Genomic DNA, 21,401 nt, shown 5'->3' with positions numbered 1-21,401 from the left:
GCCAACTATATCGCCAGCGCCGACAAAAACCAATCGCGGCACACAGCTTATAAGGAGATGTTGTTTTGGCAACGTTTCCATAAAAATTTTTGCCGCCGTTTTCAGCATTTCACTGCCAAGTTGCCGAATTAACAAACAAAAAAACCCGGCATTGCCGGGTCTCACAAACGTGATATTGAAAACAAGGACGCTTAAGCGCCTTTCTTGTCTGCCTGCACGTGCAGCATTTCAAGAGCCAGCGTTGCCGCTGCCAATGCCGTGATGTCTGACTGATCGTAAGCCGGAGCAACTTCCACGATGTCCATACCGACAATATCGAGGTCCAGATTTTTCAGACCGCGAACCAGTTTCAGGGCGCGATCGGAGGTCAGGCCGCCGATAACCGGAGTGCCGGTGCCAGGCGCGTGAGCCGGGTCCAGACAGTCAATATCAAAGCTCAGATACACCGGCAGATCGCCAACGATTTGCTTAACCTGTGCAAGAATATCGTCAACGGTGCGATCATTAACCTGAGCAGCATCCAGCACGGTGAAGCCGAGATCTTTATCAAACTCAGTGCGGATACCAATTTGTACCGAGTTTTCAGCGGAAATCAGCCCTTCTTTCGGTGCATGATAGAACATGGTGCCGTGGTCGAATTTGCTGCCGTTGGAATAGGTATCGGTGTGGGCATCAAAGTGAACCAGCGCCATCTTGCCGAACTTGCGATGGTGAGCGCGCAGCAGTGGCAGAGTGACAAAGTGGTCACCGCCGAACGACAGCATGCGCTTGCCAGCCGCCAGCAGTTTGTCCGCGTGCTCTTCCAGGTTATCGACCAGAGTTTGTGCGTCGCCGAATTCGTACACCACATCACCGCAGTCCACTACGTTCAGACGCTCGCGCAGGTCGAAATCCCACGGCCAGCGCTTGCCTTCCCACGCCAGATTCACTGACACCTGGCGGATAGCCGCCGGGCCAAGACGCGAACCAGAACGGCCTGAAGTCGCCATATCGAAAGGAATACCGGTAATTACCCACTCGGCATCGCTATCGTAAGGCTCGAAATTCACCGGGAAACGCAGGAACCCAAAAGCGTTGGAAACCAGCGAATTATCAAACTTGTGCCCCAAAGTACTCATCACTTATCCTTTTATAGAAACCTCGCCCGAGCACTGACTCGGCGAGGCTATAGTTCTGTATTGTCTAATCCAGCGAATAGTCTATCGAACAGACTTATTCGTCTTCTAAATAGGTGTAACCGTACAGTCCGCTCTCGAACTCTTCGATAAACTGCGCCTGCAGCTCGGCATCAAGATCGGTTTCTTTAACCTGATCGCGGAAGCGGGCCAACAGCACGTTGGGGTCAAGCTGCACATATTCCAGCATATCGGCAACGGTATCGCCCTCGTCGGACTGCTGTACCTCGATGCTGCCATCAGGGAATACAAACACGTCTACCGCAGCAGTGTCGCCGAACAGGTTATGCATGTTGCCAAGGATTTCCTGATACGCGCCAACCATAAAGAAGCCCAGCGCCGGAGGATTTTCCGGATCATAAGGAGGCATCGGCATGGTAGTTGCTACCCCGTCGCCGTCCACGTAATGATCGATAGTACCGTCTGAGTCACACGTAATGTCGAGCAGCACGGCGCGGCCAACCGGTGGCTTGTCGAGGCCTTCCAGCGGCAACACCGGGAACAGCTGATCGATACCCCAGGCATCCGGCATCGACTGGAACAGCGAGAAGTTGACGTACAGCTTGTCGGCCATACGTTCTTGTAGCTCATCAATGATTGGGCGGTGCGCGCGATTGCTGGGATCAAGCTGCTGCTGGATCACGTTGCAGATATTCAGGTAAATCTCTTCCGCCCAGGCGCGCTGGGTCAAATCGAGAATACCGTGCGCGTACTGAGAATGAACGTCGTGCAGGTCCATCTGACAGTCATGCAGCCACTCACGCAGCGAACGACGGTTTTCTGGATCGTGCATTTCGTTCCAGGTATCCCACAGGCTCAGCAGCGCACGCGGCGCATCTTCGGCAGGGGCAATCGGCGGCGTAAATTCATTGCGCTCAACGCCGATAACATTTGAAACCAGTACCGTGTGGTGTGCCGTTACAGCACGACCAGACTCGGTTATCACTGTTGGATGCGGCAGGCCGTGTTCATTACAGGCATCGCCAATCCCCCAGATCACATTGTTGGCATATTCGTTCAGGCCATAGTTCACCGAGCAGTCAGACTGCGAGCGGGTTCCTTCGTAATCCACACCCAAACCGCCGCCGACGTCGAAACACTGAATGTTTACGCCAAGCTTGTGCAGTTCGACGTAGAAACGCGCCGATTCACGCACACCGGTCGAGATATCTCGAATGTTCGACAGCTGAGATCCAAGGTGGAAGTGCAGCAGCTGCAGGCTGTCTAAACGATCTGCTTTACGCAGCATTTCAACCAGTTGCAATACCTGCGCGGCGGCCAGGCCAAATTTGGATTTCTCGCCACCGCTGGACTGCCATTTGCCAGAACCTTGCGAAGACAAACGCGCACGCACGCCAAGGCGCGGGATCACGTTCAGGCGTTCGGCTTCTTCGAGCACCAGTTTAATCTCGGTCATTTTTTCAATAACCAGATAAACCTTGTGACCGAGCTTTTCGCCGATCAATGCTAGGCGAATGTATTCACGGTCTTTATAGCCGTTACAAACGATCACCGAACGAGTCATGCCCGCGTGCGCCAAAACGGCCATCAGCTCGGCTTTGGAACCTGCTTCAAGACCCAGCGGTTCACCGGATTCAACCAATGACTCAATCACGCGGCGATGCTGGTTAACCTTGATTGGATAAACCAGAAAATAGTCACCCTCGTAGCCGAAAGATTCGCGCGCACGTTTAAAGGCGGCGTTAATCGAGCGCAGACGGTGTTGTAAAATTTGTGGGAAACAGAACAGCGCAGGCAGACGTTGACCATCCTGCTCGCGCAAGTCTTTCACCAGCTGAGCCAGGTCTACGCGGGCCGAAGGTACGTCCGGATCGGGACATACGCTGATGTGACCGAGCTCGTTGATGTCGTAATAGTTATTGCCCCAATAGGCAACGTTATAAGTGCGCAGCATTTTGCTGGCATCACGGTCGTTCACGGCAACCTCCTGCATGGAGCGCAAAGAAACACTGTCGCCCGCATGTGACGGACGGTGGGAATGCATGTCATCAGACATAGTTAATACCCTTTTCTACACTGACAGCATGGCCAGCCACTATTGCAGTAACAACAGGTGAGAACAACCCGGACAAAGCTGATAAACGGCGTGCAAATGCCGGTTGTTCAACCTGGGCGAGAAGTTGATCACTCATATAATTGTAAATCACGTTGTCAGACTCCGTGAAACGAGCCAGTAGAAACCATAGGACATAAGCCCCAAATGGTCGCAGGCTATCTCAATATTTGTGCGGTTGACGGCGTTTAACCGGCCCGAGAATCTTGAGTAGCGCCAAAATGTCTGAACCTGACCTGTCTATAAGCATGCGGCGTTATTACCCGCTGTTTATAACATTGGATAGATGACAGAATTTTTTCACAGTGGTGGGACGCAGAAATAAAATGCGTCTGCTGAGGATGCTGTTGAAATGTAACAAGCGGTAAAAAGTGGGTCATTAACCTAACCACCTCCACAGGTGCCACGCAAAGCCACGGGCATCCGGCCATATAGGGCAAAAAGAGAACAGTAATTACTGGAATACGCTGAGTTAATCCTAGAGTGATGAAACATGCCAGCGCGGGGGCGTTTATACCGATAAGGATGTAAAAATGCAAAATGAAAATGGGGCCAAAAGGGTATTCATCGTTGAATATCACGCTAATTGGGCACGATATGAATACGGGTGCAGTAAAAAAGGGCTGGCAATCACCTCAAAAGCTAGCCTAAAATAGCCATCCAGATGTTAATCCGTCTACTTTTTGCAACCGTCAAACGGCTTCAGGAAGGGCTTCAAATCTGACCTATTTTCATGCTGCCTAGTTTGGTAGCAGTCTCTAACCCGTCGTATGAAAGGTAAAGAAGATAATGGCTAAACACCTCTTTACGTCCGAATCTGTTTCAGAAGGACATCCAGACAAAATCGCTGACCAAATCTCTGATGCCGTTCTCGACGCGATTTTAGAACAAGATCCCAAGGCGCGTGTCGCGTGTGAAACTTACGTTAAAACCGGTATGGTTCTGGTTGGCGGCGAAGTAACCACCAGCGCCTGGGTTGATATCGAAGAAATCACCCGTAACACCATCCGTGAAATTGGCTACGTCAACTCAGAAATGGGCTTTGATGCCAACTCTTGCGCCGTGTTGAGCGCCATTGGCAAACAGTCTCCAGACATCAATCAGGGCGTTGACCGTAGCGACCCACTGGAACAGGGTGCTGGCGACCAGGGCCTGATGTTCGGTTATGCAACCAACGAAACCGACGTTCTGATGCCTGCTCCGGTGACTTACGCTCACCGCCTTGTACAACAACAGGCTGCGGTTCGTAAATCAGGTTCACTGCCCTGGTTGCGTCCAGACGCGAAAAGCCAGATCACCTTCCAGTATGATGAAGGCAAAATCGTCGGTATCGATGCTGTTGTGCTGTCTACTCAGCACTCAGAAGAAGTTAGCCTGAAAGATCTGCAAGAAGCGGTGATGGAAGAGATCATCAAGCCGGTTCTGCCGACCGAATGGCTGAACGCCTCTACCAAATTCCACATCAACCCGACTGGCCGTTTCGTTATCGGTGGTCCAATGGGTGACTGCGGTTTGACTGGTCGTAAAATTATCGTTGATACCTACGGCGGCATGGCTCGTCACGGTGGTGGTGCATTCTCCGGTAAAGATCCATCCAAGGTTGACCGTTCTGCTGCCTACGCTGCACGTTATGTTGCTAAAAATATCGTGGCTGCTGGCCTGGCTGACCGCTGTGAGATTCAGGTTTCTTACGCAATCGGCGTAGCTGAACCGACTTCAATCATGGTTGAAACCTTCGGTACGGGTAAAGTTTCCAACGAGCAGCTGACTCTGCTGGTTCGCGAGTTCTTCGACCTGCGTCCATATGGCCTGATTCAGATGCTTGACCTGCTGCACCCAATCTACAAAGAGACGGCAGCTTACGGTCACTTCGGTCGCGAACATTTCCCTTGGGAAAAAACCGACAAAGCCGCTCAGCTGCGTGAAGCTGCCGGTTTTTAATAGCTTCGCTACTAAAGCCTTCGCTTAGGATAAAAACTGAGCAACAGGTTATGAACCCTGCCTTCGCGGCGGGGTTTTTTTATGTCTGGGATTTGGTCTCGCTTTGATTAAAAACAGACAGAAAATGCCTAAAATGAAAACGGTTACAAGTTATAATCTTTTACGAATTAAGCTATTACACTAATAGTAAATAACAAACGGACAGGAATTGATTGCTTTAAAGCAAGGGATATACTAAAAACTGTAAGCCGCTAACGGCCCACCATAATAAAGTCATAATAAAGCAAGCCCTGACACAGTTACCCGCGCTGGATTAAGTGTAAGCGATTACAACTATGTGATCTGGCGCACTTTTTAGTACTGTAAGGGCCAATAACATAACAGGCTAAGCATTATAGTCATTTTCGGAGGCAGGATGAGTAACTCAACGTCATATAAGGCAGGGAAGCGCTCTAACAAGAGTGTGACTTTTTTTGTCTGTTTTCTCGCTGCATTGGCTGGGCTGCTATTCGGTCTGGACATCGGCGTAATCGCAGGTGCGCTGCCATTTATTAGTCATGATTTCCAGATTTCAAGCCATCAGCAAGAGTGGGTTGTAAGCTCGATGATGTTCGGCGCAGCGGTTGGTGCTGTGGGCAGTGGCTGGATGAACTTCCGCATTGGCCGCAAGTATAGCCTGATGATCGGTGCCGTGCTGTTCGTAATCGGCTCACTGGGTTCATCCCTGGCTCCAAACACTGAAGTTCTGGTTATCGCTCGCGTGCTGCTGGGTCTGGCAGTGGGTGTTGCGTCTTACACTGCCCCGCTGTATCTGTCAGAAATCGCCCCGGAAAAAATTCGCGGCAGCATGATTTCCATGTACCAGTTGATGATTACTATCGGTATTCTGGCGGCTTACCTGTCTGATACCGCGTTCAGCTATAGCGGCGCATGGCGCTGGATGCTGGGTGTGATCACCATTCCAGCCCTGCTGCTGTTGGTTGGCGTGTTCTTCTTGCCAGACAGCCCGCGCTGGTTGGCAGCTCGTGGTAACGATGAAAAAGCCCGTCGCGTGCTGGAAAAACTGCGCGATACCAGTGAGCAAGCGAAAAACGAACTGAATGAAATTCGTGAAAGCCTGAAAGTTAAACAGGGCGGCTGGCAGCTGTTTACCGCCAACAAAAACTTCCGCCGCGCGGTATATCTCGGTGTTGGCCTGCAGGTCATGCAGCAGTTTACCGGTATGAACGTCATCATGTATTACGCGCCAAAAATCTTTGGTCTAGCCGGCTTTGCCAGCAGCGCTGAACAGATGTGGGGCACAGTTATTGTCGGATTGGTCAACGTTCTGGCGACCTTTATCGCTATCGGTCTGGTTGACCGTTGGGGCCGTAAGCCTACTCTGATCCTCGGTTTCCTGGTAATGGCCGTCGGTATGGGCATTCTTGGGACCATGCTGCACATCGGCGTGGAATCAATGGCCGCGAAATACTTCTCGATTGCTATGCTGCTGATGTTTATTGTTGGTTTCGCAATGAGTGCCGGTCCGTTGATCTGGGTACTGTGCTCCGAAATTCAGCCGCTGAAAGGCCGCGATTTTGGTATCACAGTTTCTACTGCGACCAACTGGATTGCCAATATGATCGTCGGTGCAACCTTCCTGACCATGCTGGACAGCCTGGGTAACGCCAATACCTTCTGGGTCTACGGTGCGCTGAACGTGGTGTTTATCTTCATCACGCTGGCACTGATTCCGGAAACCAAAAACGTTTCTCTGGAACATATCGAACGTAATCTGATGAGCGGTAAAGCTCTGAAAGATATCGGCCAGTAATACTCCGCATGCTTGACAAGGCGCTCAATGAGCGCCTTTATTTTTGCCTTGTCAGGCAAGGTAAGAACTTCTTCTATCGCCATTTTTCTTGCCTAAAACCGGCTATCAGATTTATGCTTTACCCATGAAAAGCACTAGAATCCCCATTGCTCTGCAACAAGCCGTCATGCGCTGTATGCGCGAAAAACTTCAGCTTGCCAATCAGAAACTGTCGGCCACGTATCCTGAACCTGAAATCAACTATCAGCAGCGCGGCACCAGTGCGGGCACCGCCTATCTGCAATATTGGCAGATACGCCTCAATCCGGTGTTGTTGATGGAAAATCAGCAGGATTTTATCGATGAAGTCGTGCCGCACGAGTTGGCGCATCTGCTGGTCTATCGCCATTTCGGCCGCGCCGCTGCGCCTCATGGCAAAGAGTGGCGCTGGATGATGGAGTCGGTTCTCGGCGTATCCGCCAGCCGCACGCATCAGTTCACCGTGACCTCGGTGCAAAGCAAAACTTATCCCTATGTCTGCCAGTGTCGCGATCATCAACTGACCGTGCGTCGACACAATAAAGTGATGCGCAAAGAGGCGGAATATCGCTGTAGCCACTGTGGGTCAGTGCTGCATTTTAAGGTTGGGAATACCGGTTAGTCCTCTCGATTAGACCTCTGCCTAACTCGTTAAAATTTATCAAAATTCTCATTGATAGCAAATTTTGCATCCAGTACTCTGCCTGCTTTTGATTATCAGGCTGTCTGGAATATGTCTCGCAAAATTCTGCCGTTGCTGTCTTTGATTATTTTTACTTCTGCCCACGCTTCTAGTGAATCCCTCGATCATCTCAAGATTAACAACTTCAGCCAGGCCAAGGCGGCGGCAGTGAAAATCAACCACGATGCGCCGACGTTTTATTGCGGCTGCAAAGTAAGCTGGAATGGAAAAAAAGGCACGCCTGACCTGCAATCCTGTGGCTACGTGCCGCGTAAAAGCGCCCAGCGCGCCAGCCGTATCGAATGGGAGCACGTCGTTCCTGCCTGGGAATTTGGCCATCAGCGCCAATGCTGGCAAAACGGTGGCAGAAAAAATTGTGCCAAAGATGCTGGCTATCGTCAGATTGAAACTGACCTGCATAATCTTGAACCCTCCATTGGCGAGGTTAATGGCGATCGCAATAATTTCCAGTACAGTCAATGGAATAGCCCGGCGGATCAATACGGTCACTGCGAGATGAAAGTCGATTTCAAAGCCAAGGTAGCCGAACCGCCAGTCCGCGCGCGAGGAGCGATTGCCCGCACCTATTTTTACATGCGTGACCGCTATAACCTGAGCCTGTCGCGCCAGCAAACGCAGCTTTTTAACGCGTGGAACAAGCTTTATCCAGTAACCCCATGGGAATGTGAACGCGACAATCGCATCGCTGTCGTGCAGGGGAATCATAACAACTATGTTCAGCAGGCTTGCCAGCGGGGAAACAGCTAACCTACTATATCTGACTAATACGCCTGTCACGCACGCCCCTGCCCTTTTTGCCTGGCCGGGCGTGCTGCCTAACCGCGCCGAGGCGCTGTTTTTTTATCATAGGATTAAAGCCTCACATGCGAATACCCCGCATTTATCATCCTGAGTTGCTCAGCCCGCATAGCGAAGTCATTCTCGGCGAAGACGCAGCCAATCACGTCGGCCGCGTGCTGCGTATGCAACCAGGGCAGCAAATCCAGCTGTTTGATGGTTCAAATCAGATTTTCACCGCCAGTATTACCGTGGTAGACAAGAAAAGCGTGCGCGTGCAGTTAGCCGAGGGCGAACTGGCTGATAACGAGTCGCCATTGAATCTGCATCTTGGTCAGGTTATTTCTCGCGGCGAGAAGATGGAATTCACCATTCAAAAATCCATCGAATTGGGCGTGAACACTATTACACCGCTGTTTTCTGAACGCTGCGGCGTTAAACTGGACGGCGAGCGGCTGGCCAAAAAACTGCAGCAATGGCAAAAAATCGCCATCGCAGCCTGCGAACAATGCGGGCGTAATCGTGTTCCGGAAATTCGCGAGGCCATGCAGTTGGAACAGTGGTGCGCCGAAGGAGACAACAGCCTGAAGCTAAATTTGCATCCACGGGCCAGCCACAGCATAAATACGCTGCCACTGCCGGTGGAACGTGTGCGATTATTGATTGGTCCAGAAGGCGGGCTTTCCGCCGACGAAATTGCAATGACCACGGGCTATGGATTTACTGATATCCTGTTGGGACCGCGCGTTTTACGCACAGAAACTACAGCGCTCACCGCCATTACCGCCCTGCAGGTGCGATTTGGCGACCTGGGCTAGAAGCCGTCTCTAAAGGAGAGAAGATGATTAAGCTTGGCATCGTGATGGACCCTATTTCATCCATCAATATCAAGAAAGACACCAGCTTCGCCATGTTGCTGGAAGCTCAGCGTCGCGGCTATGAACTGCATTATATGGAGATGAATTCTCTATATCTGCGCGGCGGTGAAGGCCGTGCACACACTCGTAAAGTGCTGGTCAAACAGGATTACGAAAGCTGGTATCAGTTTGGTGACGAGCAGGACATTGCTCTGCAAGACCTCGACGTAATACTGATGCGTAAGGATCCACCGTTTGATACCGAGTTTATCTACGCAACCTATATTCTCGAACGCGCGGAAGAGAAAGGCACGCTGATCGTCAACAAACCGCAAAGCCTGCGCGACTGTAATGAAAAGCTGTTTACCGCCTGGTTCCCCGATCTGACGCCAGACACGCTGGTAACCCGCAATGCCACGCAGCTGAAATCATTCTATAAAGAACATAACGATGTGATCCTCAAGCCGCTCGACGGCATGGGTGGCGCGTCTATTTTCCGTTTGAAGCCGGAAGATGCCAACGTATCAGTGGTGATCGAAACCCTGACCGAACACGGCAGCCGCTACTGTATGGCCCAGAACTACCTGCCTGCGATCAAAGACGGCGACAAACGCGTGCTGGTTGTTGACGGCGAACCCGTGCCTTACTGCCTGGCGCGCATTCCTTCTCAGGGCGAAACCCGTGGCAACCTCGCGGCCGGTGGTCGTGGTGAAGCGCGTCCATTGAGCGAAAGCGATTGGGCGATTGCCCGTGCCGTAGCGCCAACTCTGAAGAAAAAAGGCCTAATCTTTGTCGGCCTCGACATCATCGGCGACCGCCTGACCGAAATTAACGTCACTAGCCCGACCTGTGTCCGTGAAATCGAAGCGGCATTCCCGGATATTTCTATCACCGGAATGCTGATGGACGCGATCGAAGCCCGCCTGGCTGCGCGATAAGCTTAAATCATCATAACTGACTAAAGATCCTTTAGATTTCGTGTTCTGGCAAGACAGCACGCAGAAGCCAACTCAGGTAAGTGACTGCGGCGAGCGAAAGCTACAGCCGGGGCGCGAAATATATTGGATGGACATAAGAAATGAATTTACAGCACCACTTTTTAATTGCCATGCCCGGACTGGAAGAGCCCATGTTCAAACGCTCGGTCATCTACGTGTGCGAACACAACGATGAAGGTGCCATGGGCCTGGTTATCAATAAACTTGTCGATGACTTCACCATTAAAAACGTACTCGACAAGCTGGAAATTGAACCCACTCCACGCGATCCGGCAATTAATCTCGATCGCCCGGTGTTTTCCGGCGGCCCGCTGGCTGACGATCGCGGATTTATCCTGCACACGCCGCGCAAAGGTTTTGGTTCAAGCATTCAGATTTCCGATCAAACCATGATCACCACGTCAAAAGACGTGCTGGAAACTCTTGGCACTCCCGACCAACCGCAAGACGTGCTGGTTGCGCTGGGTTACGCCGCCTGGGAGCAGGGTCAGCTTGAGCAGGAACTGCTAAACAACAGCTGGCTGACTATCGAAGCCAATAGCGATATTATTTTCCGCACGCCGATTGCCGAACGCTGGCGCGAAGCAGCCAAAATGATTGGTATCGAAGTCAGTCAGTTGGCGATTCATGCAGGTCACGCGTAATGGGAAACCGCACGTTATTTGCTTTTGATTTCGGAACGAAAAGTATTGGCCTGGCGATTGGTCAGGAAGTCACCGGCACCGCACGCCCACTGACTTCTTTCAAAGCTCAGGACGGCACTCCAGACTGGCAAAAAATCGAAAAACTGCTTAAAGAGTGGCAGCCTGATTTAGTAATTGTTGGTCTGCCGCTCAATATGGATGGCACCGAGCAGCCGTTGACCGCCAGAGCGCGCAAGTTTGCCAATCGTCTGCACGGCCGTTTTGGCGTTCAGGTCGAGCTGCACGACGAGCGACTCAGTACCGTCGAGGCTCGCGCCGATTTGTTTGAACGCGGAGGTTTTCGCGCGCTGGACAAAGGCAGCGTGGATGCCGCATCGGCAGTGATCATTCTTGAAAGCTGGTTCGAAAATCAGTGGAACAAACCCGAAGCGTAATATTGCCTTACGGTTTCGCTCAACAGGTTATTGCCTAGCCTGCCAGCAACCCGGCGTTGATTCGCTGTTGCCTGCTTTGTTCGAAAGTTTGCATGCCGGCCTCAGCGCCGGTTTGCAGGCTGTCTTGCAACTGATGCGTTTTACCTTCACGAATCAAATTGCACACTGCCGGTGTTGATGTCAGCATTTCGTACAACCCGATTCGACTACCGTGCTGTCCCGGCACCAGCTTTTGGGCCAGAATTCCGCGCAGACTTCCAGCTAGCTGTGCGCGAACATAGGCCTTTTCATCGACAGAGAAAACGTCTACCAGCCGGTCTACCGCCTGCGCAGCATGACGTGCATGCAGCGTTGCCAGCACTAGATGCCCGGTCTCAGCAGCAGTAAGTGCTAAACGAATGGTTTCGCTGTCACGCAGCTCGCCCAGCAATAGCACGTCGGGATCTTCACGCAGTGCCGCGCGAATAGCCTGAGAAAATGACGGCGTGTGCGTACCCAACTCACGCTGCTGAATTAAACAACGCTGGCTGGTGTGCAAGAATTCTATCGGGTCTTCCAACGTGATAATGTGCCGGGGTCGAGTCTGATTGAGATAACCTATCATCGCTGCCAAAGTGGTCGATTTTCCACTGCCTGTGGCACCCGTTATCAATATCAACCCGTCTTCCAGCGCGCTGAGATGCTGCAAAACACTCGGCGTCTGCAAATCCTCAAGGCTGGGGCACGAATGCGGCAAAGGGCGAATCGCCAGTGACAAACCGTTAATCTGCTGGAAAAAATTAACTCTGACTCGACGTCCGTTGACCAGCGTCACCGCAGCGTCAGTTTGTCCCTGCTGCAGTAAATCAATCTGCTGCGCATCGGCAAGCCAGCGCTCGCTAAGGGCTTTAAGCTCTTGGTGCTCAACCAGTGACGAGTCTTGACAGGCAACCAGCTCACCGTCAACGCGTAACATTGGTCGGTGCCCGGTACAAAGGTGCAGATCGGAGGCGTTTTGCTTTACACTAAGCTCCACAAAATTATCGATATCCATTTGAAACACTCCTGAGCCACTATGAATCAACGTCAGCAATCAGCTATTGCAGAAAATCTACAGCAAGTCAGGGATCGTATCGCGTCTTCTGCGGCGCTTTGCGAGCGTTCTCCACAAGAAGTGACTTTACTTGCAGTCAGCAAAACCAAACCTGCGAGCGCTATCGAAGAAGCAATCGCCGCCGGGCAACTGGCCTTTGGTGAAAACTATGTGCAAGAAGGCGTAGAGAAAGTTGCCGCCTTCGCCGATCATCAACCCGCGCTGGTCTGGCACTTTATCGGGCCTTTGCAGTCCAATAAAAGTCGATTGGTGGCTGAGAATTTTGACTGGTGCCATACCCTCGATCGACTGAAGATTGCTCAACGCCTTAACGAACAGCGTCCTGCAGGCAAGGCGCCGTTGCAGGTGCTGATTCAGGTGAATATCAGCGACGAGCAAAGTAAGTCCGGGATTAAACTGAACGACGTTGCGCAGCTGGCGGCAGCTATTGCCGAGATGCCTAACCTCACCCTGCGCGGGCTGATGGCTATCCCGGCGGTAGAGACAGAATATTCGCGCCAGCTGGCAGTTTTCAGTCAAATGAGTGAGGCTTACCAGCAATTGAAGCAGAACTATCCTCAGGTCGATACGCTGTCAATGGGCATGACTGACGATATGCCCGCCGCGATTGCCGCAGGCAGCACGATGGTCCGTATCGGTACTGCTATCTTTGGTGCACGGGATTATTCAGCTTAAAAATTGGAAATTTTAAACGGCTACCCCAACTCACTGGCGTTGTCAGCCGACACATAATGCAGCGACGACCTCAGGTTTGACGGGTATAAAGGAGCAATGATGCAACATCGTAAAATATGCTTTATAGGTGCCGGCAACATGGCAGGCGCCATTATTGCCGGTCTGGTCACCAGTGGATACCCTGCTGATTTGATCACCGTCTGCGCGCCATCAGCCAAAAACCGTGATGCTCTGGCCGAAAAATACGGCATTAACAGCAGCGGCGATAACATTAATGGCGCTAAAGAGGCCGCAGTTGTGGTGCTTTCCGTAAAACCTCAGCTAATGGCTGACGTCTGCACTGAACTGCAAAAGCAGGTCGATTTTGCTGACAAGCTGGTGTTGTCCATCGCCGCTGGCATTAGCGTCGAGCGTTTCTATACACTGCTTGGCAACGGATTGAATATAGTACGTATTATGCCTAACACGCCGTCTCTTGTGGGCAAAGGTATGAGCGGATTATTCGCTCCCGAGCAAGTCAGCAAACAAGATAAAGAATTCAGCGGCGAGCTGATGACCGCAGTCGGCAAGATTTGCTGGGTCGATAGTGAAGCAGGCATCAATCAGGTGATTGCCGCCGCTGGCAGCGCTCCGGCCTATTTCTTCCTGTTTATGGAAGCAATGCAAAAAGAAGCCGAGCGTCAGGGACTGAGTGCCGACAATGCGCGCCTTCTGGTGCAACAGGCGGCGAGCGGTGCAGCCGCGTTGGTCGAGGCTAACCCTGAAACACCACTGTCTACATTACGCGAAAATGTGACCTCTAAGGGCGGTACGACTTTCGAAGCGCTTAAAGTTTTCAACGAACGCCAGCTTCCTGCGATTGTGGCTGAAGCAATGCAGGCGGCCATCACCCGCGCGCAGGAAATGGAAAAGCTTTTTTAGGTTTTGAGATTGAGTTTTAAAGGTTTAGTTTTACATCGGGCCTGCTGCGGCAGGCTTGAAACTAACTAGAGTAAAGCGTCAACGATTCAAAGTGTTGCTTTGAATTTCCGATCACAAGAATAAGGTTATTTATGCTCACGCTGACTTTTCTGGTCAAAACACTGATTGACCTCTACGTCATGGTTTTACTTTTACGCATCTGGATGCAATGGGCGAGAACCGATTTTTACAATCCATTCTCGCAATTTGTTGTTAAAATAACCCAGCCGATTATTGCGCCGCTGCGCCGAATCATTCCACCGCTAGGGCCAATCGACAGCGCCTCGCTGCTGTTGGCATTCCTGCTGATGACAATAAAGTATCCGCTGCTGCTGCTGATTCAGGGAGGAGGGATCGCGCTTAGCCCGTATAACCTGTTGTTCGGCCTGATTGCGCTGGTCAAGTCAGCCGGTTATCTGGTGTTTTGGCTAATCATCATCCGCTCGCTAATGAGCTGGGTGAGCCAAGGTCGCGGCGCGATGGATTACGTGTTAATGCAGCTTACCGAGCCGCTGATGGCACCGATTCGCCGCATTATTCCAGCAATGGGCGGCATCGATTTTTCGGCCATGGTGGTGATCCTTATTCTGTATATGCTGAACTATCTCGGCATGGATTTGTTAGGCGAGCTTTGGTTCCTGTTGTGATCCCCGGCTGCTAAAAACGCCGCGGCCAGGAGCTTTCCTGCTCGCGGCGTTAAATTTTTTAATTCAGGAAGTAGAAATGCAAAAAGTAGTACTGGCCACCGGCAATCCCGGAAAAGTGCGTGAACTCGCGCACTTACTCGCAGACTTTGGTCTCGAAGTCGTGGCGCAAACCGAGCTGGGCGTTGATGACGCAGATGAAACCGGTCTGACCTTTATCGAGAACGCCATTATCAAGGCCCGTCACGCAGCTCAAATAACTGGCTTGCCGGCTGTTGCCGATGATTCGGGGCTGGCGGTAGATTTTCTCGGCGGCGCACCGGGTATTTATTCTGCCCGTTATTCGGGTGAAGGTGCGACCGATCAGAAGAACCTCGAGAAGCTGCTTGATGCCTTGAAAGACGTGCCGGAAGGCCAGCGTCAGGCACAATTTCACTGTGTTCTGGTCTATATGCGCCACGCAGAAGATCCAACGCCGCTGGTGTGTCACGGCAGCTGGGCGGGTGAAATTATTCGCGCTCCGGCCGGTGAAGGCGGCTTTGGCTATGATCCGATATTCTATGTTCCGTCGCTGGGCAAAACTGCCGCAGAGCTGACGCGTGAAGAGAAAAGCGCCGTTTCTCACCGAGGTCTGGCATTGGCTCAGTTACTGCAAGCCATGTCCGGGGCTGCTGAAAAAAATGCGTAAGCTACCGCCGTTAAGCCTTTATCTCCATATTCCGTGGTGTGTCCAGAAATGCCCTTACTGCGATTTTAATTCGCATGCCCTTAAGGGCGAAGTGCCGCATGACGATTATGTCGCCCACCTGCTGGCAGATTTAGATGCCGATGTGCATCTGACTTCAGGTCGCACGATCGACACCATTTTCATTGGCGGCGGGACGCCAAGTCTGTTAAGCAGCGAAGCGATGCAAAACCTGCTCGACGGTGTTCGCGCGCGCCTGCCTGTTTCGCCCAACGCTGAAATTACCATGGAAGCGAACCCTGGCACGGTTGAAGCCGATCGTTTCAGCGGTTACCAGCGCGCCGGGGTGAACCGCATTTCAATCGGCGTGCAAAGTTTCAGTTCTGAGAAGTTAGAGCGTCTGGGTCGTATTCACGGCCCTGATGAAGCTAAACGCGCCGCGCATCTGGCAACCGATTTGGGCCTGCGCAGTTTTAACCTCGACCTGATGCACGGCTTGCCGGATCAGACGCTGGAACAGGCGCTGGACGATTTGCGTCAGGCAATTGCTCTGAATCCTCCCCATCTGTCCTGGTATCAGCTGACCATCGAACCTAACACCCTGTTCGCCTATAAAACGCCGGTTTTACCCGATGACGACGCGCTATGGGACATCTTCGAGCAAGGCGATCAATTGCTCACAGCAGCTGGCTATCAGCAGTACGAAACCTCTGCCTATGCCAAACCGGGTTACCAGTGTCAGCACAATCTGAACTACTGGCGTTTTGGCGATTATCTGGGCGTTGGCTGTGGCGCACACGGCAAACTGACTCAACCGGATGGCAGCATTCTGCGCACGGTAAAAACCAAGCATCCGCGCGGTTATATGCAGGGTCGTTACATGGACAAACAGCATGAAGTTGAGAGTAAAGAATTGCCGTTCGAATTCTTTATGAATCGCTTCCGGCTGCTGGAAGCCGCGCCGCGAGAAGAGTTCGCAATTTACACAGGACTGGAAGAAAACAGCATCCGCTCGCAGCTCGACGAGGCGATAGCCAAAGATTATCTGCTGGAGACGGCGACCCATTGGCAGATTACCGAAAAAGGAAAACTGTTCCTAAATTCACTGCTGGAACTGTTTTTAGCAGACTAAGCGGGTTCACTCCAAAACGGGGGAAGGGATCGCTATCATCCCCTCCCCTATCTTTAATCTAAAACTGCCAATAACAGCCTGCCGTTACAATGCAGCTAACAGAAATTACTTAATATCTGCCAAAAGTTCGCGGCGCTGCTCTTCCAGCGAGGTCACGCGGTTACACACGTTATGACCAAAGCCTTCAAACTCACCCTGCTGACGTTGCCACTCGGCTTTCACTGCCTGCTGCAAGCCGCCAAGGTTGCTCATCATCGCCTGCAACGGATTACCACCGCTGGACAACTGACGGGTGCCCATCTCGTTCATGCTGTCTTGCATTACGCCGCCCATAGTCTGATCAATCAATTGCTGGCCTTGCTGCTGCACCTGATCGATTGCCTGATGGTGGAATACCAGCGAGTCAGGACGTTGCTCGATAATGCGGTTCATCTGCTGTTTGAGTTGGCCATCCAGGGTCTTGAGACGATTACGAACATTGCTTTCAGGGCCTAGCTGCTTGACGATCACGCCGTCCATCGCCACCCGTGCCTTCTCAAGATGCTCTTTGGCGCCTTGATCGATCCACGGTAAATCACGACGCAGCGCTGACTGATAGTCCACAGCCTCCTGACGCTGTTTGGCGTTCAGGGAAATAGATTTGCCGTTCTGGCTTAAATCGCCATTTGGCGAAATCAGCAGGTTTCCGCTAGCCCCCACTACCTGCACGGTATCTTGCTTGATCACTACGTCGTCCTGAGGCTTGGCGCTGCACTGAAATTCAGCATGTGCCTGAAGCGCAGTCAAAGCCAGCAGGCCGATCAGGCCGTTTTTCAATCCCGTTTTTGCTAACATATTTACTCCCTTGAGTACGGACGGCGGCAGGAAATTTTAGCAGCCCTGCCAGCACCCGATTTAGAATATTGAACGGCCAATGCGTTGTGCCAGTATTTCTAAGGCAGCGGTTCCTGCCAAAGAGTTCCCTGCGGCATCAAGTTCAGGTGACCAGACGGCAATACACATCTCTTCTGGCACAACGGCGATAATTCCGCCCCCAACGCCCGACTTGCCCGGCATCCCTACGCGATAGGCGAATTCACCCGCGCCGTCGTACATGCCGCTGGTGACCATGAGTGCATTGATGTGACGCGCCTGACCAGGCTCAAGCAAAGGCTCTTCACTGCCCGGTGCCTGACCTTTGTTGACCAGGTAGAGGAATGTTCGCGCCAGCTCGCAACAACTCATTTTAAGCGAACAGTAGTTAAAATAGGTTTGCAGTACGGTAATAACATCGTTTTCGAAATTACCAAACGACTTCATCAGATAGGCGATGGCCGCATTGCGATCTGAATGCTCGAACTCAGAACGCGCCACCAGCGGATCGTAATGAATATCCTGCTCGCCGGAGAGCTGGCGGACCACTTCCAGCATCCGCTGCTTGGGTGCCGCGAGGCGTGATTGCAGCATGTCGCAAATAACCAGCGCGCCGGGATTGATAAATGGGTTGCGCGGTTTGCCCTTTTCCAATTCCAACTGTACCAAAGAATTAAACGGCTGCCCGGAGGGTTCTTTACCTACGCGCTGCCAAATCTCGTGCTCTTCATAGCGGCCGAGCGCCAGCGTAAGGCTCAGCACTTTGGAAATCGACTGGATGGAAAAACGCGTTTGAGCATCACCGGCAAAAAATTGCTGGCCGTCCACTGTGCAGACCGCAATGCCTAGATTATTGGGATCGACCGAGGCCAGCGCCGGAATGTAGTCCGCCACTTTTCCCTGACCAATCAAAGGCCGCACCTGCAACAGAATTTCTTCCAGCAGCCCGTTATCTAATTCAGTCACCACCGTCGTTCCTTAAGATATTTATAAAATACTTAAAACGATCCCCAAAGTAATTGGAGCGACAGCAAGGCGGCAAACAGACGAAGCCCGATGAGTTTATTTGTAGTTCATAACTACAAGTAAGTGATTCGGGTAAGCAAGAGCAGCCAGCACAGCTGTGGTTTCAAGAACAACGGGGATTAAAATAAAAGCGCCATGAAGGCGCTTTGGATAGCTGCGGATTTAGAAATCAATCCCACCAGATATCGAACAGTTCGCTAACTTCAACGTCCTGCATTTTATGGTCTTCCAACCATTTTTTCACCAGCTCACGATGCTCATCGGTGCAAAGACCGATTTCCTGCAGGCAAACCAGACCTTCCCATTGCAGATAACCGCTGCCGTCAAAAGCCAGTTTGCCTGGCTCGATAGCGCCTTCGATGAATGCGTCCAGAGATTCGTCAATAGTATTAACGTCAGTGCCTTCCGGGAAGCGCCATTTTACTGAGAAACCCAGCTCTTGAAACTCTTCAATGTGTAACTTCTTACGTAAACGACGACTACGGTTCTTAGCCATTATTGCTTCCTCTCAAACATCAGATCCCATACGCCGTGGCCTAAACGCTGACCACGCATTTCGAACTTGGTAACCGGGCGCGACTCTGGGCGTGGCACAAAGTTGCCTTCCGCCGACAGGTTACCGTAAGCCTCAACGCCGCTCATCACTTCGAGCATGTGTTCCGCATAAGGTTCCCAGTCAGTCGCCATGTGGAATACGCCACCCAGCTTTAATTTACGACGCACGAGTTCAACAAACGGGGTCTGAACGATGCGGCGCTTGTTATGACGCGCTTTATGCCACGGGTCAGGAAAGAATAGCTGCACCATGTCGAGTGAGCCATCGGGGATCATGGTTTCGAGAACTTCGACTGCGTCATGGCACATCACGCGCAGGTTCTCGACACCCTCTTCCTTTGCCGTCATCAGGCAGGCACCGACGCCCGGTGAATGGACCTCAATGCCGATAAAGTTATGTTCCGGGTGCTGCTGGGCCATTGTCACCAGCGAAGTCCCCATTCCGAAACCGATTTCCAGCACAGTATGGGCTTCACGGCCAAACAGCGAGGCAATCTCGACAGGCTGCGACTGATACTCAACGCCCATCACCGGCCACAAATTTTCCAGCGCATACTCTTGACCTTTAGTCAGGCGGCCCTGGCGGCGCACAAAACTGCGGATACGGCGCATGGCGCGACCGTTTTCATCAAACTCCGGTGAAATGACGTCATTTTTCATAGTGCTTTCTATCTGTCTGGCGATAAATTTAGGGAAAGGCGCATTATCCAAAGATACCCAGCTTTAGCAAGCGATCGTTTAAAATCGGTCGGGAACATCTGCCATCACCCTTGCATTGCGAAGAATGAAGGTGATAAGGGAAAGTTCCGGTTTACACGCAAACCACTCTATGCTGCAATCCTTAGCTAAATTTTAACCCCGATGGGATCTGTAATACGCCTATGATGGAAGCGCATCGCTTCGCGCCTGCGGTACTCGATTGGTATCAACGTTATGGTCGTAAGACCCTGCCGTGGCAGCTCGAAAAAACACCTTATAAAGTCTGGCTCTCCGAGGTTATGTTGCAACAAACGCAGGTTGCGACGGTAATCCCTTACTTCCAGCGCTTTATGCAACATTTTCCAGACGTCAAAGCGCTGGCCGCTGCCCCGCTGGACGAAGTTCTGCATCTGTGGACCGGACTGGGTTATTACGCCCGCGCCCGCAATTTGCACAAAGCCGCGCAAACTATTGTGGCACAACATAACGGCGAATTCCCGACCACTTTTGAAGAAGTTAACGCATTGCCTGGCGTGGGTCGCTCAACAGCAGGCGCGGTACTTTCTCTGTCGCTTGGTCAGCATCACCCGATCCTCGACGGTAACGTCAAACGCGTGCTGGCTCGCTGCTATGCTATCGACGGCTGGCCGGGAGAGAAAAAGGTTGAAAACCGCCTATGGGAGATCAGCGAAAAAGTGACTCCCGCCGAAGGCGTTCAGCAATTTAACCAGGCAATGATGGACCTTGGCGCGATGGTCTGCACGCGTTCTCGTCCGAAATGCGAGCTGTGTCCTTTGAGTTTTGGCTGCGTTGCCTATGCCAATCATAGCTGGGCGAGTTATCCTGGAAAAAAACCCAAGAAAACTCTGCCAGAGAAAACTGCCTGGATGCTGATGATTCAGCAAGGCGATAAAGTTTGGCTGGAACAGCGCCCGCCGGTAGGACTTTGGGGCGGTCTGTTTTGCTTCCCACAGTTCAGCAATGAAGATGAGTTAATAGGCGCAGGCAAGAAATACGAGGTGCCGCGTAAGTCGATGCAACAAATGGTCGCTTTCCGCCACACTTTTAGCCATTTCCATCTAGATATCGTCCCGATGTGGATAAATATCGACTCGGCAGCAGGTTGCATGGATGAAGGCTCAGGTCTCTGGTATAACTTAGCGCAGCCACAGTCTGTCGGGCTGGCTGCCCCGGTCGAACGCCTGCTGGCGGAGTTGACCAAGGCATTGCCGCGATAGCAATACTTTAACCCAACCTGCTGACAATATTGAATAATTATCCAATCGGCAAGTGGGAAACGGCCCTCGGGGCCAATGACGAGGAATGAGTTATGAGCAGGACAATTTTTTGTACGTTCTTGAATAAAGAAGCTGAAGGCCAGGATTTTCAGCTGTATCCGGGCGAAATCGGCAAACGTATTTATAACGAAATCTCCAAGGAAGCCTGGTCAGAGTGGATGAAGAAACAAACCATGCTCATCAACGAAAAAAAATTAAGCATGATGAATCCTGACGATCGCAAACTGCTGGAGCAGGAAATGGTCAAGTTCCTGTTCGAAGGCCATGATGTCCACATTGAAGGCTATACCCCGCCTTCTGAGTAACATCAATATAATTGGGGCCAGATCCATTTGGATTTGGCCCTAT

Annotated in this window: 23 protein-coding genes; 15 read left to right on the top strand and 8 right to left on the bottom strand. The window is 51.8% G+C overall.

Annotated features, from left to right (window positions below):
* Positions 1-191: 191 nt before the first annotated feature.
* The 3 genes from speB to AB3G37_RS03730 all read right to left on the bottom strand — a co-directional run bounded on the left by speB (position 192) and on the right by AB3G37_RS03730 (position 3,328).
* Positions 192-1,118, bottom strand: a complete 927-nt coding sequence (gene speB / locus AB3G37_RS03740) for an agmatinase (RefSeq protein WP_009638892.1) — start codon at positions 1,116-1,118, stop codon at positions 192-194.
* Between the two features lie 94 nt (positions 1,119-1,212).
* Positions 1,213-3,192, bottom strand: a complete 1,980-nt coding sequence (gene speA / locus AB3G37_RS03735; RefSeq protein WP_009638893.1) for a biosynthetic arginine decarboxylase — start codon at positions 3,190-3,192, stop codon at positions 1,213-1,215.
* Positions 3,185-3,328 (bottom strand): hypothetical protein, encoded by a 144-nt coding sequence (locus AB3G37_RS03730; RefSeq protein WP_237713129.1) that lies wholly within the window; start codon positions 3,326-3,328, stop codon positions 3,185-3,187. The genes speA and AB3G37_RS03730 overlap by 8 nt, the downstream gene beginning before the upstream one ends.
* A 710-nt stretch (positions 3,329-4,038) precedes the next feature.
* Between AB3G37_RS03730 and metK the strand changes: the two genes are divergently transcribed.
* From metK to ruvX, 8 genes are all read left to right on the top strand, one after another.
* Complete coding sequence (gene metK / locus AB3G37_RS03725) at positions 4,039-5,190, top strand: methionine adenosyltransferase (RefSeq protein WP_009638894.1); 1,152 nt, start codon at positions 4,039-4,041, stop codon at positions 5,188-5,190.
* 415 nt (positions 5,191-5,605) lie between these two features.
* Complete coding sequence (locus AB3G37_RS03720) at positions 5,606-7,003, top strand: sugar porter family MFS transporter (RefSeq protein WP_037379396.1); 1,398 nt, start codon at positions 5,606-5,608, stop codon at positions 7,001-7,003.
* Between the two features lie 124 nt (positions 7,004-7,127).
* Entirely contained in the window at positions 7,128-7,643 is a 516-nt protein-coding gene (locus tag AB3G37_RS03715; RefSeq protein ID WP_009638896.1) for a SprT family zinc-dependent metalloprotease, read from the top strand.
* 111 nt (positions 7,644-7,754) lie between these two features.
* A complete protein-coding gene (gene endA, locus AB3G37_RS03710) occupies positions 7,755-8,471 on the top strand; it encodes a deoxyribonuclease I (RefSeq protein WP_369789743.1) in 717 nt (238 codons plus the stop codon).
* Between the two features lie 116 nt (positions 8,472-8,587).
* Complete coding sequence (gene rsmE, locus AB3G37_RS03705; protein WP_369789742.1) at positions 8,588-9,319, top strand: 16S rRNA (uracil(1498)-N(3))-methyltransferase; 732 nt, start codon at positions 8,588-8,590, stop codon at positions 9,317-9,319.
* A 23-nt stretch (positions 9,320-9,342) separates the two neighbouring features.
* The gene (gshB, locus tag AB3G37_RS03700; protein WP_009638899.1) at positions 9,343-10,296 is read left to right on the top strand and encodes a glutathione synthase; all 954 of its coding nucleotides are present in this window, start codon (positions 9,343-9,345) and stop codon (positions 10,294-10,296) included.
* Positions 10,297-10,436: 140 nt separating this feature from the next.
* Positions 10,437-11,000 (top strand): YqgE/AlgH family protein, encoded by a 564-nt coding sequence (locus tag AB3G37_RS03695; protein WP_369789741.1) that lies wholly within the window; start codon positions 10,437-10,439, stop codon positions 10,998-11,000.
* Positions 11,000-11,434, top strand: a complete 435-nt coding sequence (gene ruvX / locus AB3G37_RS03690; protein ID WP_009638901.1) for a Holliday junction resolvase RuvX — start codon at positions 11,000-11,002, stop codon at positions 11,432-11,434. The genes AB3G37_RS03695 and ruvX overlap by 1 nt, the downstream gene beginning before the upstream one ends.
* 34 nt (positions 11,435-11,468) lie before the next feature.
* On the opposite strand, the gene AB3G37_RS03685 is transcribed toward ruvX, so the two are convergent.
* The gene (locus AB3G37_RS03685; RefSeq protein ID WP_369789740.1) at positions 11,469-12,467 is read right to left on the bottom strand and encodes a type IV pilus twitching motility protein PilT; all 999 of its coding nucleotides are present in this window, start codon (positions 12,465-12,467) and stop codon (positions 11,469-11,471) included.
* Positions 12,468-12,488: 21 nt separating this feature from the next.
* Here AB3G37_RS03685 and AB3G37_RS03680 point away from each other — a divergent pair, with 21 nt between their 5' ends.
* From AB3G37_RS03680 to hemW, 5 genes are all read left to right on the top strand, one after another.
* Positions 12,489-13,202, top strand: a complete 714-nt coding sequence (locus tag AB3G37_RS03680; protein ID WP_009638903.1) for a YggS family pyridoxal phosphate-dependent enzyme — start codon at positions 12,489-12,491, stop codon at positions 13,200-13,202.
* Between the two features lie 99 nt (positions 13,203-13,301).
* A complete protein-coding gene (proC, locus tag AB3G37_RS03675) occupies positions 13,302-14,123 on the top strand; it encodes a pyrroline-5-carboxylate reductase (RefSeq protein ID WP_369790887.1) in 822 nt (273 codons plus the stop codon).
* Between the two features lie 131 nt (positions 14,124-14,254).
* Positions 14,255-14,809: a YggT family protein gene (locus AB3G37_RS03670; protein WP_009638907.1), complete on the top strand. Its 555-nt coding sequence runs from the start codon at positions 14,255-14,257 to the stop codon at positions 14,807-14,809.
* 76 nt (positions 14,810-14,885) lie between these two features.
* A complete protein-coding gene (locus tag AB3G37_RS03665) occupies positions 14,886-15,494 on the top strand; it encodes an XTP/dITP diphosphatase (RefSeq protein ID WP_009638908.1) in 609 nt (202 codons plus the stop codon).
* On the top strand, positions 15,487-16,623 hold the full coding sequence (gene hemW / locus AB3G37_RS03660; protein ID WP_009638909.1) for a radical SAM family heme chaperone HemW: 1,137 nt from the start codon (positions 15,487-15,489) through the stop codon (positions 16,621-16,623). Before AB3G37_RS03665 ends, hemW begins: the two co-directional genes overlap by 8 nt.
* A gap of 105 nt (positions 16,624-16,728) precedes the next feature.
* Here hemW and AB3G37_RS03655 read toward each other — a convergent pair whose 3' ends face one another.
* The 4 genes from AB3G37_RS03655 to trmB all read right to left on the bottom strand — a co-directional run bounded on the left by AB3G37_RS03655 (position 16,729) and on the right by trmB (position 19,716).
* On the bottom strand, positions 16,729-17,457 hold the full coding sequence (locus tag AB3G37_RS03655) for a DUF2884 family protein (protein WP_009638910.1): 729 nt from the start codon (positions 17,455-17,457) through the stop codon (positions 16,729-16,731).
* Positions 17,458-17,517: 60 nt separating this feature from the next.
* Positions 17,518-18,444, bottom strand: coding sequence for a glutaminase B (gene glsB / locus AB3G37_RS03650; RefSeq protein WP_009638911.1), 927 nt, complete (start codon positions 18,442-18,444; stop codon positions 17,518-17,520).
* A gap of 226 nt (positions 18,445-18,670) precedes the next feature.
* A complete protein-coding gene (locus AB3G37_RS03645; protein WP_009638912.1) occupies positions 18,671-18,997 on the bottom strand; it encodes a YggL family protein in 327 nt (108 codons plus the stop codon).
* On the bottom strand, positions 18,997-19,716 hold the full coding sequence (gene trmB / locus AB3G37_RS03640) for a tRNA (guanosine(46)-N7)-methyltransferase TrmB (RefSeq protein ID WP_009638913.1): 720 nt from the start codon (positions 19,714-19,716) through the stop codon (positions 18,997-18,999). The genes AB3G37_RS03645 and trmB overlap by 1 nt, the downstream gene beginning before the upstream one ends.
* 224 nt (positions 19,717-19,940) lie before the next feature.
* Between trmB and mutY the strand changes: the two genes are divergently transcribed.
* Together mutY and AB3G37_RS03630 are read left to right on the top strand one after the other, a co-directional pair.
* Positions 19,941-20,993, top strand: coding sequence for an A/G-specific adenine glycosylase (mutY, locus tag AB3G37_RS03635; RefSeq protein WP_369790886.1), 1,053 nt, complete (start codon positions 19,941-19,943; stop codon positions 20,991-20,993).
* Positions 20,994-21,085: 92 nt separating this feature from the next.
* Complete coding sequence (locus tag AB3G37_RS03630; RefSeq protein ID WP_369789739.1) at positions 21,086-21,358, top strand: oxidative damage protection protein; 273 nt, start codon at positions 21,086-21,088, stop codon at positions 21,356-21,358.
* The last annotated feature ends 43 nt before the right edge of the window (positions 21,359-21,401 follow it).

The organism is Rouxiella sp. WC2420 (assembly GCF_041200025.1).
Taxonomy (GTDB): Bacteria; Pseudomonadota; Gammaproteobacteria; order Enterobacterales; family Enterobacteriaceae; genus Rouxiella.
The sequence above is the reverse complement of the archived record's forward strand: the minus strand, read 5'-3'. Positions and strand labels throughout refer to the sequence as shown.

Excerpts from the sequence above, each read along its gene's own strand:
- speB (WP_009638892.1), bottom strand. The coding sequence starts at position 1,118 with ATGAGTACTTTGGGGCACAAGTTTGATAATTCGCTGGTTTCCAACGCT.
- speA (WP_009638893.1), bottom strand. The coding sequence starts at position 3,192 with ATGTCTGATGACATGCATTCCCACCGTCCGTCACATGCGGGCGACAGT.
- AB3G37_RS03730 (WP_237713129.1), bottom strand. The coding sequence starts at position 3,328 with ATGAGTGATCAACTTCTCGCCCAGGTTGAACAACCGGCATTTGCACGC.
- metK (WP_009638894.1), top strand. The coding sequence starts at position 4,039 with ATGGCTAAACACCTCTTTACGTCCGAATCTGTTTCAGAAGGACATCCA.
- AB3G37_RS03720 (WP_037379396.1), top strand. The coding sequence starts at position 5,606 with ATGAGTAACTCAACGTCATATAAGGCAGGGAAGCGCTCTAACAAGAGT.
- AB3G37_RS03715 (WP_009638896.1), top strand. The coding sequence starts at position 7,128 with ATGAAAAGCACTAGAATCCCCATTGCTCTGCAACAAGCCGTCATGCGC.
- endA (WP_369789743.1), top strand. The coding sequence starts at position 7,755 with ATGTCTCGCAAAATTCTGCCGTTGCTGTCTTTGATTATTTTTACTTCT.
- rsmE (WP_369789742.1), top strand. The coding sequence starts at position 8,588 with ATGCGAATACCCCGCATTTATCATCCTGAGTTGCTCAGCCCGCATAGC.
- gshB (WP_009638899.1), top strand. The coding sequence starts at position 9,343 with ATGATTAAGCTTGGCATCGTGATGGACCCTATTTCATCCATCAATATC.
- AB3G37_RS03695 (WP_369789741.1), top strand. The coding sequence starts at position 10,437 with ATGAATTTACAGCACCACTTTTTAATTGCCATGCCCGGACTGGAAGAG.
- ruvX (WP_009638901.1), top strand. The coding sequence starts at position 11,000 with ATGGGAAACCGCACGTTATTTGCTTTTGATTTCGGAACGAAAAGTATT.
- AB3G37_RS03685 (WP_369789740.1), bottom strand. The coding sequence starts at position 12,467 with ATGGATATCGATAATTTTGTGGAGCTTAGTGTAAAGCAAAACGCCTCC.
- AB3G37_RS03680 (WP_009638903.1), top strand. The coding sequence starts at position 12,489 with ATGAATCAACGTCAGCAATCAGCTATTGCAGAAAATCTACAGCAAGTC.
- proC (WP_369790887.1), top strand. The coding sequence starts at position 13,302 with ATGCAACATCGTAAAATATGCTTTATAGGTGCCGGCAACATGGCAGGC.
- AB3G37_RS03670 (WP_009638907.1), top strand. The coding sequence starts at position 14,255 with ATGCTCACGCTGACTTTTCTGGTCAAAACACTGATTGACCTCTACGTC.
- AB3G37_RS03665 (WP_009638908.1), top strand. The coding sequence starts at position 14,886 with ATGCAAAAAGTAGTACTGGCCACCGGCAATCCCGGAAAAGTGCGTGAA.
- hemW (WP_009638909.1), top strand. The coding sequence starts at position 15,487 with ATGCGTAAGCTACCGCCGTTAAGCCTTTATCTCCATATTCCGTGGTGT.
- AB3G37_RS03655 (WP_009638910.1), bottom strand. The coding sequence starts at position 17,457 with ATGTTAGCAAAAACGGGATTGAAAAACGGCCTGATCGGCCTGCTGGCT.
- AB3G37_RS03645 (WP_009638912.1), bottom strand. The coding sequence starts at position 18,997 with ATGGCTAAGAACCGTAGTCGTCGTTTACGTAAGAAGTTACACATTGAA.
- trmB (WP_009638913.1), bottom strand. The coding sequence starts at position 19,716 with ATGAAAAATGACGTCATTTCACCGGAGTTTGATGAAAACGGTCGCGCC.
- mutY (WP_369790886.1), top strand. The coding sequence starts at position 19,941 with ATGGAAGCGCATCGCTTCGCGCCTGCGGTACTCGATTGGTATCAACGT.
- AB3G37_RS03630 (WP_369789739.1), top strand. The coding sequence starts at position 21,086 with ATGAGCAGGACAATTTTTTGTACGTTCTTGAATAAAGAAGCTGAAGGC.